Raw genomic sequence first — 18,765 nt, 5'->3', positions numbered from 1 at the left:
ATGGCGGGACGGGGCCCGCGCACCGGAGGCGGGCGCCGGGAACAGCGGGGGCCTGCGGACGGGAAGCGCGCGTGCGGGGAGCGTACGTTCGGGGAGGCCGCACCCGGGGGCGACGGCACCCCGGGCGGCGGTGCCCGCGCCGGCACCGACCGCGCCGACGCCGCCCTCGTACGGATCCGGGACCTGGCCGGACGCCCGCGCGGCCTCGGCTTCCTCGCCGACCACGAGGGCACCCTGCTCACCAGCCACGAGGCCGTCGACGGCCTGCCCCGGCTGGTGCTGCACGCCGCCGGTGACCGCACCTGCGTGGTCGGCGCCGACGCCGTCACCCCGCTGCCCGGCCTGGACCTCGCCCTGGTGCGCACCGAGGGCCTCGATGCGGAGCCGCTGCCGCTGACCGTGCGGGAGCGGATCGACGCCGGTACGTACGTCCAGGTCGCCGCCGGCTGCTGGCGCGAGGCGCGGGTACTGGCCGCCACCCAGGTCACGTACACCGCCACGGACCGCTTCCACCTCCTGGACGACGCGCTGGAGCTGGCCATCGGCACGGCCGGCCGGGACGCGCTCCGGCTCGGCGGCGGCGCGGCCGGCGGTCCGGTGCTCGACGCCCGCACCGGCGCCGTCGTCGGCGTCCTCGGCACGGCCCTGCAGACCGACCGGCGCGATGCGGGCTTCGCGGTGCCGCTGAGGTCCGCCGACGGCGCGCTCGCCGCCCTGCTCGCCCGCAACGCGGCCACCGTGCCCGCCTACGGCGCCGACCTCAACCTCGCCGGCATCCTCCAGCTGACCACCACCTCCGTGGGCCAGGACGGCCCCCCGGGCGCCCTCACCGGCCACCCGGGCGCCGTCGAGCCGGTCGAACGCGCCAGCGTCGCCCGGGAGTTGACCGCCTTCGCCGACGGCGACCGGCCCGTCCTCGGACTCGTCGGCGCCCCGGGCAGCGGTCGTACGACGGAACTCGCGGCGCTCGCCGCCCGCCGCGCCCGTGGCGAGCGGCCCGCCCCCACGCTGTGGCTGCGCGGCGCCGACCTGATGGACGCCGACGGCTCGGTGGCCGACGCCGCCCGCCGCGCCCTGGCCCGTGCCGCCCGGATCGTCGCCGCCTCCCGCTCCGTCCGGCCCGACGACCTCGGCGATGTCACCCCGGAACACCTGGCCCGCCTCGCCGCCCGCGCCGGCCGCCCGCTCCTGCTCCTCCTCGACGGCCCCGAGGAGATGCCCCCCGTCCTCGCCCACCGCCTCCCCGAGTGGGCCCGGGGCACGGCCGACTGGCTGCGCGAGACGGGCGCCCGCCTCGCGGTGGCCTGCCGCGAGGAGCACTGGGAGCGGGCCGGAAGCGTGTTTCCCGGCGAGCTGCTGCACGTCCCGGCGGGTGACGGGGACGGGCGCACTCCGGCCGCCCCCGTCGCTCCGCACCCGGTCCTGGCCCGCCCGGGAGACCCGGTTCCCGCTCCTGCGCCGGCCGGTCCGGCCGCCGACCCGCTCCCTCCCTGTCTCCGGCTCGGTGATCTCACCGCCGGCGAGGGGGAGCGGGCCCGGGCCCGTTACGGGATCCCGGACGGCGTGCTCGGGGAACGGGACGCGCGGCATCCGCTCACCCTCCGGCTGGTGTCCGAGGTCCGGGCCGCCGTACCCGACGCCCCGGCCGCCGGGCCCGTCGACCGGCACGACGTCTTCGCCGCCTACCTCGATCTGATGTGCCTGCGCGTCGCGGTCCGGCTCGCCGCGGCCGGCGGCCTGCGCGGTACGGCCGTACGACGGCTCGCCGCGCGGGTGGCCGGGCAGGTGCACGAGGCGGCCCGGCGCAGCCTCGGACCGGGGCAGGGGGAGCTGGACCGGGAGTCGTTCGAGGCCGTGTTCCCCTGGGGCCTCGCCCCGGCACGGCTCGGCGGCGGCACCGGCTGGGCCTCCGCCGTCCTCACCGAGGGCCTCCTCGTCCCGGCCGGCGGCGGCTACCGCTTCGCCCACGAGGAGCTGGCCGACTGGCTCCAGGGCATGCACCTGGACCTGGACGAGGCCCTGCGAGTCCTGGTGCACCGCACCGCCGAGCCGCTGCCAGCCGGGCGCGAGCCCCGGCCCGTGCCGGTGCCGCACCACCGCGTCGGCCCTGTCGTCCAGGCCCTGCTGCTCCTCGCCCGCCAGTACGGTCCGCGTCAACTCTCCCTGCGGCTGCGGGAATTGGCCGACGCCCTGGACCGCGACACCGGTTCCTGGTGGGCCGCCCGGCTGCTCGCCCGTACCCTGCTCCAGGTCCCGGACGTGACGCCGTACACCGAAGTGCTGCGGCTGCTCGCCGACCGGGTCGTCGCCTGGCGCCGCACCCAGCGGCCCGTGCCCGCCGAGTTCGGCCCCGCCTTCTGGACCGCCCTGCCCCTCCCCGACGCCGAGCGCCTCGACCTGCTGCGCCGGCTCGTGCTCGCGGACCCGGCACCGCCCGCGACGGGCGACCGCTACCTGGACGCCGTCGCCGGACTGCTCGCCGCCGCACCGGACGCCGTACAGCCCCTGCTCACCCGCTGGTTCACCGACGAGCGGCCGTTGCCCGCGACCCCGCACGCCACCGTGGCCACCGCCGCGCAGGCGCTGCTGCACACCCACCGGCACGGCTCCCTGGACGACCTCACCGAGGTGCTGGTGGCCTGCGCGCACCGGCGCGCCGACGAGCTGCTCGCCGTCCTCGCCGAGGAGGAGCCGTCGGCCGTCTGCCGGGCGGTCGACCGCTGGGCGCACGACGAACGCCCCGCCCGCCGGGTGGCCGCGGTGGCGTTCGGCCTGCGCACGGCGCCGCACGTCCGCTCGGACGCGGACCGCGGGCTGCTGCGCTACGCCGCCCTCGCCCTGCTCGCCCGCCCCGCCGACTGCACCCTGCACGGCGGCGCCCTGGCCCTGCTGGTCCGCGACCCGCAGACCCGCGACCGGCATCTGACCGCGGCCCTGCGGCACTTCGCGGACGGCGACCCGCAGTTCCCGCCGAGCGCCCTGGTCCCGGCCCTGACCACACACCCGGAACCCGTCCTGGAGGCCTTCCGCGCCCGGCTGCGCGCCCCGGACGCCGGCGGCCCGGAGACCGGAGCGGCCCTGCGCACCCTCGCCGACGTCACCACCCCGGCCCTGGCCCGCCGGGTCGCCGCCCTGGTCCGGGAGGCGGTGGAGCTGCGCCCGGAGACCGCCGGGCACGTCGCCGGCTACGTCGACCGCCGTCTCGAACAGGGCCCCACCGCCCGCCCGGTCCTGCTGCCCCTGGTCACCGGCCTGCTGGACGGCGGCCCGGAGCAGGTCCGGGCCGCCCTCGCCACCGTCCTCGCCGCCGCCGGCACGCCCGCCTCCCGCCCGCTCCGCCGCGAGCTGCTCGAGTTCCTGCTCGCCCGGGAGCGGGACCCGGCCGTCCTGGACGCCGTCCTGCACGCGGCGGCGGAGCATGCCGGGGAGGAGGAGGTCCGGGGCCTCGTCCACCGCACCGGCCTGCTCCTCGTCCGCACACCCGAGGGCGCCACCCGGTTCGACCGCGGCCTGGTCGACCTCGGCCGCCACGTGCCCGGCTTCGCCGCCCGCATGGCCCGCTGGCTGACCGACACCCCGGACGACTGGGCCGCCGTGGTGGGCCCCAGCACCCGCCGCATGATCGAGAATCTGGCGGGCGTGCGGGTACCGGCCTGAGAGTGGGTACGGGGCGATCATGTACCGGCCTGAGCGGGTACGGGGCGTACGCGCACCGGCCCGAGCGGCGGCGGGGAACGTGCGCCCCGTCACAGCCCCTATGCCGATGCTGGCACGGGGCACCCGGCATGGCACCCTTAGACCTGCACCACGAGGTCAAGGTAGATACGGACAAGGGTTCGAGGAGCGGTCACAGTGCAGCGCTGGCGTGGCTTGGAGGACATCCCCCAGGACTGGGGGCGCAGCGTCGTCACCATCGGTTCCTACGACGGCGTCCACCGCGGCCACCAGCTGATCATCAAGCACGCGGTCGACCGCGCCCGCGAACTGGGTGTCCCGGCCGTCGTGGTCACCTTCGACCCGCATCCCAGCGAGGTCGTCCGCCCCGGCAGCCACCCGCCGCTGCTCGCCCCGCACCACCGCCGTGCCGAGCTGATGGCCGAGCTGGGCGTCGACGCGGTCCTGATCCTTCCCTTCACCACCGAGTTCTCGAAGCTCTCGCCCGCGGAGTTCGTGGTGAAGGTCCTGGTGGACAAGCTGCACGCCAAGGCGGTCGTGGAGGGCCCGAACTTCCGCTTCGGCCACAAGGCGGCCGGCAACGTCGAGTTCCTCACCGAGCAGGGCAAGGTCTACGACTTCGAGGTCGAGGTCGTCGACCTGTACGTCACCGGTGAGGCCGGCGGCGGCGAGCCGTTCTCCTCCACGCTGACCCGCCGCCTCGTCGCCGAGGGCGATGTCGAGGGCGCCCGCGAGATCCTGGGCCGCCCGCACCGGGTGGAGGGCATCGTCGTCCGCGGTGCCCAACGCGGCCGGGAGATGGGCTTCCCGACGGCCAACGTCGAGACGCTCCCGCACACCGCGATCCCCGCCGACGGCGTGTACGCCGGCTATCTGCACGTCCAGGGCGAGGCCATGCCGGCGGCGATCTCCGTCGGCACGAACCCGCAGTTCGACGGCACCGAGCGCACGGTGGAGGCGTACGCCATCGACCGCGTCGGCCTCGACCTGTACGGCCTGCACGTCGCCGTCGACTTCCTCGCGTACGTGCGCGGCCAGGCGAAGTTCGAGTCGCTGGAGGCGCTGCTGGAGCAGATCGCCGCGGACGTGAAGCGCTGCCGGGAGATCGTGGCGGCGGAGGAGTAGACCTCGTACCGCCCAGAGTGCGAAGGGCGGCCGGTGCGATGAGCACCGGCCGCCCTTTTCAGTGGGTCCCTACTGCTGGGGCGGGGCCTGCGGGGGCTGCTGCCCCGGCTGCGGGTAGCCCGGCTGCTGCACCCCCGGATACGGCTGCTGCTGCCCCTGCTGCTGCGGCGGATACGGCTGCTGCGGCGGGGCGTACGGCTGGCCGGGGGCCGGGGCCTGCGGGTACGGCTGTCCCGGTGCCTGCGGATACGGCTGCCCGCCGCCGTACAGCTGCTGGCCCGGCATGGGCTGGCCCGGCATCTGCTGACCCGGCATCGGCGGGGCGGCCACCGGCGGCGGGTTGCCGTCACTCGTCCACAGGCCGTGCGCCTGCTGGTGCCGGGTGAAGTCCTCGGCGACCATCGCGGCGAGGTTGAAGTACGCCTCGCGCGTCCGCGGCCGCATCATGTCGAGGTCGACCTCGGCACCGGCGGCCAGATGCTCGTCGAAGGGCACGACGATGACCCCGCGGGTCCGGGTCTCGAAGTGCGACACGATGTCCTCGACCTTGATCATCTTGCCGGTCTCGCGGACCCCGGAGATCACGGTGAGGGACCGCGAGACCAGGTCGGCGTACCCGTGCGCGGACAGCCAGTCCAGCGTCGTACTGGCGCTGCTCGCACCGTCCACGGACGGCGTGGAGATGATGATGAGCTGGTCGGCGAGGTCGAGCACGCCGCGCATGGCGCTGTACAGCAGGCCGGTGCCCGAGTCGGTCAGGATGACCGGGTACTGCCGGCCGAGGACGTCGATCGCCCGCCGGTAGTCCTCGTCGTTGAACGTGGTCGAGACGGCCGGGTCCACGTCGTTGGCGATGATCTCCAGACCCGACGGTGCCTGGGAGGTGAACCGCCGGATGTCCATGTACGAGTTGAGGTACGGGATCGCCTGGACGAGGTCACGGATGGTGGCCCCGGTCTCCCGGCGCACCCGTCGGCCGAGCGTACCGGCGTCCGGGTTGGCGTCGATGGCGAGGATCTTGTCCTGTCGCTCGGTGGCGAGGGTGGAGCCGAGCGCGGTCGTCGTGGTCGTCTTGCCGACGCCGCCCTTGAGGCTGATGACCGCGATCCGGTAGCAGGACAGCACCGGCGTACGGATCAGCTCCAGCTTGCGCTGCCGCTCGGCCTCCTCCTTCTTGCCACCGATCTTGAACCGGCCGCCCGCCGCGGCGGGCCGCCCGCTCTTCGCCTTCTGCCGCTTGTTGTTGAGCAGCCGGTCCGAGGACAGCTCCACGGCCGCCGTGTAACCGAGCGGCGCGGCACCGGGGTTGGTCGGCTGCCGCTGGTCATGCTGCACGGCCTGCGGCCACGCGGCACCGGACCGGGGGTCGACCGGGGCCTGCGCCGCCTCGGGGGCGGGCGCGGGGGCGGCGGAGCCCGGGGTGTGCGGGGGCTGGGGGAAGCCGTAGCCGCTGGGCTGGGCCGGGGGGTTGGGCGTTCCCGGCTGGGGGAAGCCGTAACCGCTCGGCGGAGTGGGCATGTTGGGGTTCGGCTGGGGAGCCGGGGGCTGCGGGAAGCCGTAACCGCCGGGCTGGGCCGGAGGGGTGGGCCCGCCGGGCTGCGGGAAGCCGTAACCGCCGGCCGGCGTGGGGCCGTTGGGTGCCGTGGGGCCGTTGGGGAACGGCTGCGGCCCGGCGGCGGGTGCGGCGGGCGCGGTGGGCTGGTTGGGCTGCCCGGGCTGGTGCGGCTGGGCGGCCTGGTTCGGCTGGTGCCACGCGGCGGGTGCGGGCTGCGGGGCCTGCGGCTGGAACGGCGGCTGCTGACCGGGCACACCGGCGGGGCCCTGCCCAGCCGCCGGCTGCGGCTGCTGACCGGGCATCGGTCCGGGCGGCTGCGGGGCGGCCTGCTGCGGCGCGGGCTGTGCGGGCCACTGGGCCGCGGGAGCCGGTGCGGCGGGCTGGTACGAGGGCGGCAGCGGGGGCAGCCCGTTCTGCGGCGCGGCCGGCGGCGGGGTCCAACCGGGCTGGGCGCCCTGGGGAGCCGGGGGAGCGGGCGGCGCGGCGGGGTCCGGGGCAACGGGGCCGGGCTGGGCCACGGGGGCGTGCGGGAAGCCGTAGCCGCCCGGCTGGCCGGTGGCGGGCTGGGCGGCCGCGGGCAGCGGCTCACCGGTCTGCGGGGTACCCGTCTGCTGGACGTCGGCCTGCTGGACGTCGGCCTGAGGGGCGTCCGTCTGCTGGGCGTCCGTCTGCGGGGCGTCCGTCTGCTGGGCGTCCGTGTGTGGTGCGGCAGTCTGCTGGTCAGCGTCGGCCGAGGCGCCGTCACCCGGGACGCTGTCCTCCGGCGCACCCTGCTGAGCCACGCTGCCCTCGGCGTCCGAGGACTCCGACGCGTCGGACTGCGCGGCGTCAGCGGAGCCCTCTCCGCCCTCGCCCTGCTCGGCGCCGTCCTCCTCCGCGGCCGTCGGCTCAGCGGCGGCCGGCTCCACGGCTCCCGGCACGACCGAGCCCTCGGCCCCGTCCGCCGGACCGCTCTCGCTCTGCTCCTGGTCCCCGTCGGACGCGGAACCGGCGGAGACGGCGCCCTCCGTCACCGCGCCCTCTCGCGCGGAAGCCTCACCACCGGACTCCTCCGCACCGGCGGTGGTTCCCGTACCCGTGTCGTCCGCCGGACCCGAGCCCTCCGCGGAGCCCTCGCCCCCGGACTCGGCCGGCTTCGCGGCGGCTGCCTCGCGCTCGGCGATCTCGGCCATCTGGCGCTTCAGCGCGACGGCGGAGAACCGCATGGTCGCCCCGCTCTCCAGGTCCCCGCTGTCCGTCTCCGGCTCGACCACGGGGGAGGCGGCCGGCGTCTCCTGCTGGGCCGGCTGCGGCTGCTGCAGCTCGAAGCCCTCGGGCAGCCGCGGCATCGGGACAGGGCTGCCGACCGGCGGCGCGGGCGGAGCCGGGGGAGCGTACGGAGCCCCCTGCGGAGGAGTGAACGACGCACCCTGCGCCGGACCGTACGGAGTCTCCTGCGCCGGACCGTATGCGGTCCCCTGCGATGGAGTGAACGGAGTGCCCTGCGGCGGCGTGCCCGTCGGCTGGGTGGCCGGCGGCGTCACACCCGGAACCGGCGCCGGCGGCGTCGCACCCGGAGCGGGCGAGCCCGCCGGGAACGGCGCCCCGGAAGCGGCAGCGGCACCCGGAGTGCTCGCGGCACCCGAGTCGCCGGCAGCCTCCGAGCCACCGGTCGCGCCGAAACCGCCCACGCCGCCCGCTCCGCCCGCCGTACCGGACGCGTTCTGCGTGTACCAGGCGGGGGGAGCGTAGTCGATGGTGAACTCGCCGGTGGTCTCGACGGCCTCCGCGTCGGGCTGGTCATCGCCGGGTGTGTCCCAGCCCCCGCGCATCCCGTCCCGATCGCTGCTCACAGTTCCTCCTGGTGTGGTCGAGCACCCTCATGCCGTGCCGGGGCGACCATGTCGTGTCGTACCGAGTCGTCCGTAGTCGTTCGGGGCAGGCCGATTCACCGGCCCTCCCCCCGGGACACCGACGCCCGGTCCACCGGTCCTGTCATCGCGCCCGCTCCCAGCCTAATCACCACGAGCCACACCTCGGCAGGCCCGCCCACCTTCCGCACGCGCCCACCAGGCCACCGCGCGCCCGCCGACACCGTCCGCGCCCCGCGCAGCCGTACACGACACCACGAACAAAAGGGACAGGTAAGGGCAGTTCAGTCCATCCGGCGCGGTGTGCCCAGCAATCCGACCTCGGAGTCGGTGGGTTGCGTCAGCACGTACTGCCGGTCACGGTCGGTGCACCACAGCGTGACACCGTCGGGCAGCCCCGGCAGCGACTCCACCTCGGTCCGCGACAGCCCCATCGTGCGGCCCAGTTCGGCCGCCTCGTCCGGCGAGACCCGCTGGATGCCCGCGAGCCGTGCCTGCCGCAGCAGCCGGGGCGCGACCGGGCTCAGGTACGGCAGCAGCGTCAGCACCGACTGCCAGGGTCCGGAGACCACCCGGCCGCGCGGGGGCCGCATACCGCAGTCCCGCACGACCAGCACCGGCGTACCCGCGGAGGCGCCCTGCGGCGGCACCCGCCCGACCTCGTACACCGACAGGCCGTTCTGCCCGCCGCCCATGGCGTGCACCATCTGCATCCAGGCCTGCGGCCGGCCCGTCTCCACCGCCACCCGGGCGCCGGTGGCCGCCGACCGCAGCGCCAGCACCTGCGCGGTCCACAGGCCGCCGATCAGGACGACGTCGTACGGCGTGGGCCGGTTGATGCCCAGCACGGCCGGCTGCCCCTCGGAGTCGACACCGGCCACCACCCCGTCGTCCCCGATGGGCAGGGCGAGCGCGTCCAGCTGCTGCACGGACAGTCCGTGCCGGCCGTGCCGGGGCCCGATCAGGCCGAGCCCGTGCCGCAGCCGGTCGACCGTCCGCCGCGGTCCGGACGGCTCCTGCGCCCCTTGCGCAGCCGTACCCGGCGGCATCGCCGTCGTCGGGATCGTCGTCACCGCGCACCTCCGAGGGGCAGAGTGGCCAGCATGCCGGGCAGTTGCTCGCGGTCCAGGCGGGCCAGGCCCGCCCCGGACTGCCGGGCCGCGCCCTCCAACGCCCGCCGCGCCGCCACGAGTTCGTCGTCGCTGCGCCCGGTCACCCGCAGGTGCCCGCACAGCGACACCTCCTGCCGCTCCCCGCGCGCGAGGGTGAGACTGAAGGTGGTCGCCAGGGCCGGTATCGCCGTGACCCGGGCGACGAACTGCGGCAGGGACTCGGCCCGGCCGCCGCCCAGCTGGGGCCAGCGCCGCACCCAGTACGTCGTGTGCCGCCGGTTGTCGCAGCGCCAGCTGCGCCCGGACTCCTCCGTGCGCCGCTCCCGGGTCTCACTGCGCCCCGCCTCGGCGGTGACCAGCGGATTGGCGCAGGCCGAGGTGGCCAGGGCGGAGACCAGCTCCTCCTCGTCCAGCACGCGCGCCCGGAACCCGGCGCCGGTCAGCCGGCTCGCCAGATGGTCCGCGGCCCGTACGACGCACTTCTGCGCACCCGTGAGGCCGCCGCCGCGCGCGGCCACGGCCTCCGTGCACAGCTCGGGGTCGAGCTTCAGCGCGATCCAGGTGATGCGCACGGCAGGGGCGCCGGTCTGCTCCTGCAACGGAAGGTAGTTGGCGACGGCCACGGACTGCTGGGGCAGGTGCAGCGCGGGCGCCGGCTGCGTGTGCAGGACTATCTGCGCGGACTCCAGACGGATCCCGTCCACCTCCAGCGCGTCCCGCACCAGGCCCAGCGGCAGCGGCTGGCGGCTCCGCTCGGCCCGCAGCGCGGTCGCGTCGGCCTCCACCTGGAGCACGGCCGTGACGAACGTCCCGTCGCCGACGATGCCGGCCGGCCGCCGGTCACGCGCGCCGTACGAGTACGTCCGCAGGGCCGGCTCGCACTCCACCGCCGGGACCAGTCCGGGCTCCGTGCCCGGCGGTATCGGGGTGTTCGCGGCCCGCTTCTGACGCGCCCGCAGCTCCCGCGCGGTGGCGAGCCACTCCGGCAGGGACCGGCCCCGCCGCCGTACGAAGGCCAGCAGGACCAGCACCAGCGCGACCACCGCGGCCGGCACCAGGGCCGCCATGCCGACGACCCAGCCGGCGAGCAGCACGGCCGCCGCCAGCTCGACCATCACGAGCCGTTGCAAACGGAACGAGCCGGCCTGGCCCGGCCGTTGCCTGAGGCCGAGCGTGACCTGCTGCCGCTCCGCGCCGCGCCCGGCGGACGTCCCGCGCGGCGGCGTCCCGGACCCGGCCGCGCGACCTTGTGCCGCCGACCGGCCGCGCGCTCGCGTCCGCGTTCCGGAAGCCATCACTCCATCCCCCCGATTTGCTCACAACTCGCTGGAACCAGGCCACTGAACAAGGCCCTTGAGGGCCCAGGTACCCTACCCGCTCCACGAGACCCGCTCCGTACCAGGCATAGTAGGGGCCGGGTCCGACAACGGAGGGCGGGGGAGCAGGTCCCCGGGCGCACTCCGCGTGAGACACGGGGAGAAACGGGCACAGATGGCATCTCGGCGGGATCAACTCAACGCCTACACCTTCGCGAAGCGCCGCATGCTCGCGTCGTTCGTGCAGTCGTCACCGGATGCCTCCGACGAGGGGGCGCCCCGGCCGCTGCGCGCCATCCTGCCCGGCGCGATCGTCGCCGCGGTCGTGCTGGCGGCCTTCGGCGCGTGGGGCATGTTCAAGCCGACGGCACCGGAGGGCTGGGACAAGCCGGGGCAGAAGGTGATCATCGCCAGCAAGTCCACCACCCGGTACGTGGTGCTGGAGACGAAGCACAAGGTCCAGCTGCACCCGGTGCTCAACATGGCGTCCGCCAAGCTCGTCCTCGACAGCCAGAGCGACGTCGACGTCGTCACCGTCGACGAGTCGATCCTGGACAACGGCAAGATCCCGCACGGGGTCACCATCGGCATCCCCTACGCCCCCGACCGGCTGCCCTCCGGGCAGGAGGCCGGCGCGGCCAAGGAGTGGGCCGTCTGCGAACGCCCGAGCGGCAGCGGCAGCTCCATCCAGAAGGCCGCGTTCGTCCTGGCCGACCGGGACCAGGACAAGCTGCGGGACACCAAGGAGAAGCTGCACGGCGGTGAACTCCTCTACGTCACCACCCCGGAGAAGAAGCAGTACGTGGTCGACGCCACCGGCTGGGCCTACCCGGTGGACGCCTCCGACAGCCTGCTGCTGCAGACCATCGTGGGCGCGGACCGCACCCCGCAGCAGGTGAACAAGGCGTGGATCGAAACCCTGCACCAGGGCGACCCGATCAGCTTCCCGCCGATCACCGGCACCCCCGGCACCGCCGCCGGCGCCCCCGGACAGCTGGACACACAGGCCAACCGCGTCGGCATGGTGCTCAGGGCACCGGTCAACGGCAAGGAGCAGTACTTCGTCGTCCTGCCCGGCCGGGTCGCCCCCGTCTCCGACTTCGTCGCCGAGCTCCTCCTGGTCAGCGAGAACCTCGTCAAGCTCGGCCAGGCCGGGCACCCCCAGGAGGTCAGCGCGGGCGCCATCACCCGGGGCGAGCCGTTCGCCGCCGACCACAAGTGGCCCACCCAGAAGCCCAGCGCGGTCAACGACCCCTCCACGGCCGACGGCAGCCGCAACACCGTCTGCAACGTCCTGCACCACGTCGACCCCGACAACGGCGACACGACCCTGAGCACCTGGGCCGGCACCGACTTCCCGGCGGTCCTGCCCACCGGCTCCTCCAGCGCGTACGTCACCGCCGGCTCCGGCCAGCTCTACCGCCAGTTCCAGGGCAGCGAGACCACTGTCGGCGGTGTGTTCCTGGTCACCGACACCGGGCTGCGCTACGCCCTGCAGTCCAACGACGACAGCGCCACCGACGACAAGGGCATCGGCATGTCGGCCAAGAAGAGCAAGCAGCTCCAGCAGGAGGCCAAGCTGGCGCAGACCCGCCTCGGCTACGCCGGCGTGAAACCCGCCCCCATCCCCGCGCCCTGGTCCAAGTTCCTGCCGACCGGCCCCCGCCTGTCGACCGCGGCGGCCCGCCAGCCGCAGGGCTCCTGAGGGGTACGGCGATGCTCCCGAGGGGTACGACGATGACGCCCACGCTCCGCACCCGGACGACCCTGGCCACGGCCCTGGCCATGACCGCCACGCTGGTCGCCGCACCCGCGGCCACGGCCGACCCGGCCTCCGACCAGTGCACGTTCTCCAGGACGAACCACAAGTACACGGGCACACCCTGGGCGCTGCAGCGCGTCAACCTCGACGAGCTGTGGAGTCAGTCCAAGGGCAAGGACGTGAAGGTCGCCGTCATCGACACCGGCGTCGACACGGCCAACCCGCAGCTCTCCAAGGCCGTCGCCGCGTCCCTGGGCGCCAACTTCCTGCCCACGAAGGACAAGAAGGGCCAGCCCATCGACCGCGGCAACGCCAAGGGCACGACCGACACGGTCGGCCACGGCACGCGCGTGGCCGGCATCATCGCGGCCCGCCCCATGAAGGGCACGGGCTTCGTCGGCCTCGCCCCCGAGGCCACGATCATCCCGATCAAGCAGAACGACGCGGAAGGCCACGGCACGGCCGCCACTCTCGCCGACGCGATCCGGCACGCGATCAAGGAGAAGGCCGACGTCATCAACATCTCCCAGGACACGGCCAACGCCATCGCCCCGGACGACGACCTGCAGCGCGCGATCAACGAGGCACTGGCGGCCCGGATCGTCGTCGTCGCCTCGGCGGGCAACGACGGCCTGGGCGGCAACGTGAAGAAGACGTACCCGGCGTCGTTCGACGGCGTCCTCGCCGTAGCCGCCTCGGACCGCAACAACGAACGCGCGGCCTTCTCCCAGTCCGGCGACTTCGTCGGCGTGGCGGCCCCGGGCGTCGACATGATCTCCACGGTCCCGAAGGGCGGCCACTGCTCGGACAACGGCACGAGCTTCTCCGCCCCCTACGTGGCGGGCGTGGCCGCACTGATCAAGGCCAAGCACGACGACTGGACACCCCGCGAGATCGTGGCCCAGATCGAACAGACCGCCGAACGCTCCATCGCTGGCCACGACCGCCTGGTCGGCTGGGGTGTGGTGGACCCGGTCCGCGCCCTCACCGAGGACGATCACCCGATCGAGTCCCCCCACCCCGACGCGGGCCTCACCCATGCGGAGGCCCCCACCCCCGCCGAACTCACCCTCGGCGAAACCCCCCAGGAACGCACGGCCCGCATCGCGACGTACGTCGCGGTAGGCGTGGCGGTCCTGGTGGCGGGGCTGGGCGGAGGAGCGGTCGCCCTGCGGGACGCCCGACGCAGGCGCAGGGCCCTGGGGGGCAGGGCATGAGGCGTCAGGGGAACTGACCAGCGCGGTCAGGGCGCCACGGACGCCCTGGACGGCGACGTCGCCCACGCCGGCCCCACGAAGGCATACCCACGGACTCCGACACGGTGAGGCGCGACGAGGGCGGCCGTCTTCAGCGTGACGAGCCGGGCGGGGGAGTGCTGAGCGGGCAGACCCCCTATGGGCACCGTCCGTCGGCCACAGCGGCTGCGTAGGCCTCGATGAGGCGGCGCACGTCCGACGCGTCCGAGCCGCCCTTGATCCGCACGGGTGGCCCAGTGGGAGCTGTCCGCCGAGACGGCACCGGGACATTCGACGAGTCCTACGGCGCCTGTCGCGGAGTAGATGACGCGACCACCGTCCGCGGTCGCATCAGTCGGCTCCACCCCGACGGCGGACATGGCGACGTCTCTCGCGGAGGTGCCCGACCCGCGCTTCTCCACACTGCTGGAGAACACGGTCTTCCCGTCGACGACAAGCCGGCAGCGCTCGACCCCGACCGCGGATACCGTGGCGCGCGGGCGCCGACCGGGAACAGGCGGCCACCGCGCTGGCCAAGAGGACAGCGACGAGGAGTACACCGGCACGCTTCCTGACTTCGCCGCTCCTGCCGTTCAGCTTGTGGGCGCCTTGATCGCCGCCGATGGCGTCTTGCCCGCCTGAGCTTCTTCGGCTCGCTTCGCGAAAGCATCGGCGAACTGCGTGAGGAAGGAATCCGTCATATCGACCTGGGGAGCCGATGTGGCCATGGACAACGTGATGACGCTGCCCACTCGTACCAGGATCATCAGAGTCTTCGACCCCTCAGCCGCCGATGGACCCAACCCGACCACCGCACTCCGCTGATCGCCGAGTTGGCCGGCCGAGGTGGCCTTCGGCTGCAGTATCTGTTGCTTCCATATCTTCCAGACGGTCCCGTACGCGGACTTGGCTGTGGCCTCGTCACGGTACGTCTGAACGATGAAGTCGACGCTCGGCTTCTTCTGCCGGTAAAGACCCGAAGCGCCGATGAAGCGGACCTGCGCGCAGGAGTCTTGTGCTCCCTCCTTGAAACACCGACCGAATCCCATCGCCTTCTCCTTCTTCAGCGAGAAGACGACAGGTTCCACGGTGTTTTGCCATCCCGGCACGGATGCGGCATCCGGCAGCACCGCCCTCGCCTGACCGGCATCGAGAGAGACAGATTCTCCGGATTCCCCGCCACCGCATCCGCTCAGCAACGCCAGGCAGGCCGCGATGGCCAAGCCCGCCTTACGAGCATTCATCGGACCGCCCAACGGCTTCTGTGAACGCGGTCGCCAACTTCTTCATGGCGGCAGTGTCGCCACGGTCGGGGTCGCTGAGCTGCACGGAGGTGTACAGCAAGTGCCGTGTGTGATCGCGGTTCTTGCAGCCTTTGACCAACTTGACTGCTCCACTGCCGGTGTAGAAGAAGTCGTCGTCGGTCGACTGCGCGGACTTATCCGTCTGCGGGTTGGCCAATACGACAGTTGAGACGTCCACGTCCTCCTCCCACCACTGGAGATTCGCCATCAACGCCCATTTGCCGTCGACATCAACTCGGCAGAGTTTCCTGGAAGGCACCGGGCGCGTTTCCACGACCCTGACCTTCTTGCCCGCCGGTAGGAAGGGGGAAAGGAGGCCCGAGTCCACCGGCATGCCACAAAGAGCTCTGGGCACGTCGTACTCCTTCTTTGCCACCGGCTCCGAGCACCCGGAGATCAATCCGAGCACGGTAACGGCCACTGCGGCTGCCGTGGCTCGCCGGGCAAACGCGCATCCGGCCTTCTTCGGTCCGTTCGATGTCGCCATCAGATGTCCGTTACGAGCTCGGGTCCGACTTGCCGCATGTAGGAGCCACCTTCCATGTATCCCTTGGAGGAGGAGTCCTCCGCCCACGTGGACACGTCGTCACCATGCGGGAGGTGGTACGCCCTGGCTGCGTTGAAGGCAGCCTTCCTGGTGTACTTGATGTTGTTTTCGTTGCCGAGTTGCCAGTCCTTGCCCATCTGGTTGCCGGCGTTATCTTTCGCGCTACCCTCGGCGTCCTTGAAGAGTTCCTCCAGCATCATGCTGGTGGCGGTTCCGGCAGCACCACCCACTCCAGCGCCGACCGCCGGAGACGCGATGTAGGAGGTGCCGACGCCAATGCCGGTACCGACAGTTCCGGACAGCAAGTTCTTCCATTGGGCAACCGAGTGGTCGAAGTCCTTGTCCTTGGCATCGGCTGGTCCTGCGACTGCTTCATTCCGCCCCATGGCCAGGGTTCCTGAGACCTGACCGGAGTGTCGCGCAATATCCCGCACGGTGAGTTCTAGATCGTGATGGGGACGTTCGCTTTCGGGCAGGTCCGGATTCAGATGGTATTCCATCAACTTGCCCATGTAATTCTTCTGGCCCACCTCGACGGCTGCATACCCCTGTGGGTCCTGGCCGACGGCGAAGAGGAAACGCGATACCTCGCGGCGGTCCAGTTCGGCAACCTCGCCTTGGGCCGGGTAGAGCTTCTGGATACGATCCCACGCCGCCTGACCGTCCGCGTCGCCTTTCTCCGGATGCGGGTCGACATCGGTCGCCGCCCGGTCGATATCCGGTAGGTACTCCGAGGCGATCTGGCCGATGCTGTCCGACATGTAACTGTGATCCGTGAGGCGCCCATTGTCGTCCGAGATCGAAGACACGATGTTCTCGAACAGCTTGGCCTGGCCCGCATTGTGTGCCGGCGTGTCATCAGTGGGTAGTTCCCCAGCGGGATGCCCCGTGGCAGCGGCCTCCAGTGCCGATGCCAGGTTGTTGCGCCCGTCGTCGCTTGCGTCACCGCTGAAGTCGCTCTTGATTTCTTCCGGCCAATGGCGCTCTTCAAACAGGTACTTGAAGTTGGAGACAGCGTGCTTGTGGTCGTCGTCCTTCGGGATGAAGTCGTCGTTGAAGAACTCGGTAGCCGCCGCCGGACTGTTGGAAAGACCCTTCAGGTATCCACTCAGCGGGTCCCAGCCGGTGTCGCCGCCCATCCGGTTCAGATACGGGTTGACAGGCAACTGCTGCCAGCCGGTGTGCTTGCCGTCGCTCGTGTACTTCCGCTCTGTCACCATCAACTGTTTGCCGTACTCGGCCATGAAAGCGTCGTCATAGTCGCCCACACGCATGAGATTGCTCATGACCTGGAAACCAAGGAAGTTCCTTCGGGTACCTACCTCTTGGTCACCCAACTCGATGACGTCGCGCTTCCACTGAGCCATCGCCGGTGTGTCGCTCTGGCTCGCCGTGGCCAGTGTCAGGCCCAGGCTCTTCTGCAATTCGTCGAACTGATCCCGTCGCTCGCGGGTGAGATCCGGTGACACCATGGGATCTGCGACACCGGCCCAGAATTCCAGGGTCTTCTTCGCTCCCAGCTTGGTTGTGAAGCGCTCGGCGAACAGGGGATCGTCGTGGTACTTCTTCAGCCCGGCGTTCAGGAGGTCGAATTCCTTGACCGTGAGGTCGTCCGGATCCTTCTTCGCCAGCTTCGCAAGCTCGTCGGCCTCCTTGACTGCCTCCGCCGCTGTGTCCCGATCCTTGTAGCTGGCGTCGGAGAAGCCCATCTGGGTCTGGTCGACGATCGCCATGAGGACGGTCTTGGCCGTGCTGTCGCTCTCGGTGGCCTTGCTGAGGATGCCCTGGATCTCGTCGCGGAGGTCGTCGACGTCCTTCTGGTTGGTCGCGCTCGTCTTGCCGCTGGGGTCCGAGCTCCAGTCGGGCCGTGTGTTGCCCATGACCGTGAACTTGCCGTCGCCGGCGTCGACGACGGTGAGATTCTTCTCCCTGCCCCGCGAGACGGCGTCCGTGAGCTGCTGGTGGAACGACTTCAGCTCGTTCCGAGTGTCAAGCAGGATCTTGTGGATGGTGGTCGCCTGCGTGTGGGCATCGCCGAACTCGCCGGCCGTCTTGCCGATGAACTGTTTGGAGACATGGGCGTTCACTCCCGCCCACTCGGCCTTGTTGGCAGCCTTGTGCAGGCTGTCCTCAGCGTCCTTCTTCAGGTCCGCGAGGTGCTTCACCAGCGTTGACCAGTCGGTGACGGCGTCGTCGAGCAGCTTGAAGTTGGCGTGGTAGAGGGCGTTGAAGTTCATTGGCGGGCGTCCCAGGGGTAGCGGTGCCGGATGGGCTGATCGTCTGCGGCATCAACGACGCCGCTACTCCTTCTTCTTGCCCTTGCCGTCGGCCCCGTAGTGGTTCTTCTTGCCCGGCGCCCCCACCCTCTCGTCGAACCCGGCGTCCAGTGCGTCGATGCTGCTCATCTGCCGCTGGATGTAGTTCTCGTCGTCCGCGTGCACGGCCTTGGTGACCTGCATGTGGTTGGAGATCTGGGCGCAGGCGTCCATCAGGGACTTCAGCTGCTCCTCCCAGCGGTTCGAGACGTGCTGGAGCCCGGCGCCGAGGGCGAAGCCCTGCTTGGAGAGGTCGCCGGCCGCGGAGTCGCTGCTGGGGGTCGCCACGCGGGCCTTGTCCCAGAGTTGGTCGTAGAGGTGGTGGGCGGCGCTGCCGATCTTCTCCAGGTCTTTGTGGCCGACCTTGAGATCACCGGTTTTGCTGGGGAGGACGTAGGGGCCGTAGGTGCCACCGCCCCCGTCGACATGATTGAGCTGCATGTGTGCCGACTGCCCCTCGGCAGCCCGTGCCTTGAGCTGTTCCCACTCGTCCCATGCCATGGAAGGACCCCTCCCCGTGGTTACACCGGTGCAGGGCCAAGCTAGCAACCGGTGCTGAGGAAAATTTGCACCATGCCCGCTATGTGTGAAGTGTCGGCTGTGAAAATTCGACGGAGGCGTGTACGCCAGACCGTCTGGTGAGGCCGACCTGGTTGGTCGTTGCGGGCGCTGGGTCCGAACTGTTCGGCAACGCCGGGTCGCTCCTGCGCGGGTGAGGTTTTGTACTCGCAAAGTTCTTCCCCGGGGCTCCCTCGCCCCCTGCCTGTCGCGTGCATGTGAAGCTTCTGCGTAGATGCCCAGGGCCTTCTGTCACTATTGACCGCCTTGTCGGTCTTGGGTGGCCGTGAGTCGGTCACTTCGGGACACCATCGCAACTGAACCGTCGCAGAGTTCAGTTGGCCGCGTTTTACACAGTGACTACAGTGGTCTAGCGATAGATCGTGGGAGCGGCCGCGTGCCGCCCGGTCT

Annotated in this window: 11 protein-coding genes; 4 read left to right on the top strand and 7 right to left on the bottom strand. The window is 72.0% G+C overall.

Annotation, left to right across the window (positions count from 1 at the left end):
• Complete coding sequence (locus tag ABZ937_RS20070) at nt 1–3,657, top strand: trypsin-like peptidase domain-containing protein (protein ID WP_361693590.1); 3,657 nt, start codon at nt 1–3, stop codon at nt 3,655–3,657.
• Between the two features lie 195 nt (nt 3,658–3,852).
• Entirely contained in the window at nt 3,853–4,800 is a 948-nt protein-coding gene (locus ABZ937_RS20065) for a bifunctional riboflavin kinase/FAD synthetase (RefSeq protein WP_361693588.1), read from the top strand.
• A gap of 69 nt (nt 4,801–4,869) precedes the next feature.
• On the opposite strand, the gene ABZ937_RS20060 is transcribed toward ABZ937_RS20065, so the two are convergent.
• The 3 genes from ABZ937_RS20060 to eccE form a co-directional block, all read right to left on the bottom strand.
• Complete coding sequence (locus ABZ937_RS20060; RefSeq protein WP_361693586.1) at nt 4,870–8,187, bottom strand: SCO5717 family growth-regulating ATPase; 3,318 nt, start codon at nt 8,185–8,187, stop codon at nt 4,870–4,872.
• A 302-nt stretch (nt 8,188–8,489) separates the two neighbouring features.
• Nucleotides 8,490–9,254 carry a hypothetical protein gene (locus ABZ937_RS20055; RefSeq protein ID WP_361693846.1) on the bottom strand — a complete coding sequence of 255 codons (765 nt, stop codon included), beginning with the start codon at nt 9,252–9,254 and terminating at the stop codon, nt 8,490–8,492.
• A 20-nt stretch (nt 9,255–9,274) separates the two neighbouring features.
• Nucleotides 9,275–10,612, bottom strand: a complete 1,338-nt coding sequence (gene eccE, locus ABZ937_RS20050) for a type VII secretion protein EccE (protein ID WP_361693584.1) — start codon at nt 10,610–10,612, stop codon at nt 9,275–9,277.
• Nucleotides 10,613–10,808: 196 nt separating this feature from the next.
• On the opposite strand from eccE, the gene eccB reads away from it, so the two are divergent.
• Nucleotides 10,809–12,338, top strand: a complete 1,530-nt coding sequence (gene eccB, locus ABZ937_RS20045; RefSeq protein ID WP_361693582.1) for a type VII secretion protein EccB — start codon at nt 10,809–10,811, stop codon at nt 12,336–12,338.
• A 32-nt stretch (nt 12,339–12,370) separates the two neighbouring features.
• Complete coding sequence (mycP, locus tag ABZ937_RS20040) at nt 12,371–13,612, top strand: type VII secretion-associated serine protease mycosin (protein ID WP_361693580.1); 1,242 nt, start codon at nt 12,371–12,373, stop codon at nt 13,610–13,612.
• 611 nt (nt 13,613–14,223) lie between these two features.
• Here the strand turns inward: mycP and ABZ937_RS20035 are convergent.
• The 4 genes from ABZ937_RS20035 to ABZ937_RS20020 all read right to left on the bottom strand — a co-directional run bounded on the left by ABZ937_RS20035 (nt 14,224) and on the right by ABZ937_RS20020 (nt 18,297).
• Entirely contained in the window at nt 14,224–14,874 is a 651-nt protein-coding gene (locus ABZ937_RS20035) for a hypothetical protein (RefSeq protein WP_361693578.1), read from the bottom strand.
• Nucleotides 14,861–15,421 (bottom strand): hypothetical protein, encoded by a 561-nt coding sequence (locus ABZ937_RS20030; protein ID WP_361693576.1) that lies wholly within the window; start codon nt 15,419–15,421, stop codon nt 14,861–14,863. Before ABZ937_RS20030 ends, ABZ937_RS20035 begins: the two co-directional genes overlap by 14 nt.
• Nucleotides 15,421–17,718, bottom strand: a complete 2,298-nt coding sequence (locus ABZ937_RS20025) for a hypothetical protein (protein WP_361693574.1) — start codon at nt 17,716–17,718, stop codon at nt 15,421–15,423. Before ABZ937_RS20025 ends, ABZ937_RS20030 begins: the two co-directional genes overlap by 1 nt.
• 63 nt (nt 17,719–17,781) lie before the next feature.
• On the bottom strand, nt 17,782–18,297 hold the full coding sequence (locus ABZ937_RS20020; RefSeq protein WP_361693572.1) for a hypothetical protein: 516 nt from the start codon (nt 18,295–18,297) through the stop codon (nt 17,782–17,784).
• Nucleotides 18,298–18,765: the final 468 nt, after the last annotated feature.

It is taken from the genome of Streptomyces sp. NPDC046727, from assembly GCF_040645635.1.
GTDB lineage: Bacteria > Actinomycetota > Actinomycetes > Streptomycetales > Streptomycetaceae > Streptomyces.
Note: the sequence above shows the minus strand (reverse complement) of the source record. Positions and strands in the feature narration are given on the sequence as shown.

Excerpts from the sequence above, each read along its gene's own strand:
- ABZ937_RS20070 (WP_361693590.1), top strand. The coding sequence starts at position 1 with ATGGCGGGACGGGGCCCGCGCACCGGAGGCGGGCGCCGGGAACAGCGG.
- ABZ937_RS20055 (WP_361693846.1), bottom strand. The coding sequence starts at position 9,254 with ATGCCGCCGGGTACGGCTGCGCAAGGGGCGCAGGAGCCGTCCGGACCG.
- eccE (WP_361693584.1), bottom strand. The coding sequence starts at position 10,612 with ATGGCTTCCGGAACGCGGACGCGAGCGCGCGGCCGGTCGGCGGCACAA.
- eccB (WP_361693582.1), top strand. The coding sequence starts at position 10,809 with ATGGCATCTCGGCGGGATCAACTCAACGCCTACACCTTCGCGAAGCGC.
- mycP (WP_361693580.1), top strand. The coding sequence starts at position 12,371 with ATGACGCCCACGCTCCGCACCCGGACGACCCTGGCCACGGCCCTGGCC.
- ABZ937_RS20035 (WP_361693578.1), bottom strand. The coding sequence starts at position 14,874 with ATGAATGCTCGTAAGGCGGGCTTGGCCATCGCGGCCTGCCTGGCGTTG.
- ABZ937_RS20030 (WP_361693576.1), bottom strand. The coding sequence starts at position 15,421 with ATGGCGACATCGAACGGACCGAAGAAGGCCGGATGCGCGTTTGCCCGG.
- ABZ937_RS20025 (WP_361693574.1), bottom strand. The coding sequence starts at position 17,718 with ATGAACTTCAACGCCCTCTACCACGCCAACTTCAAGCTGCTCGACGAC.
- ABZ937_RS20020 (WP_361693572.1), bottom strand. The coding sequence starts at position 18,297 with ATGGCATGGGACGAGTGGGAACAGCTCAAGGCACGGGCTGCCGAGGGG.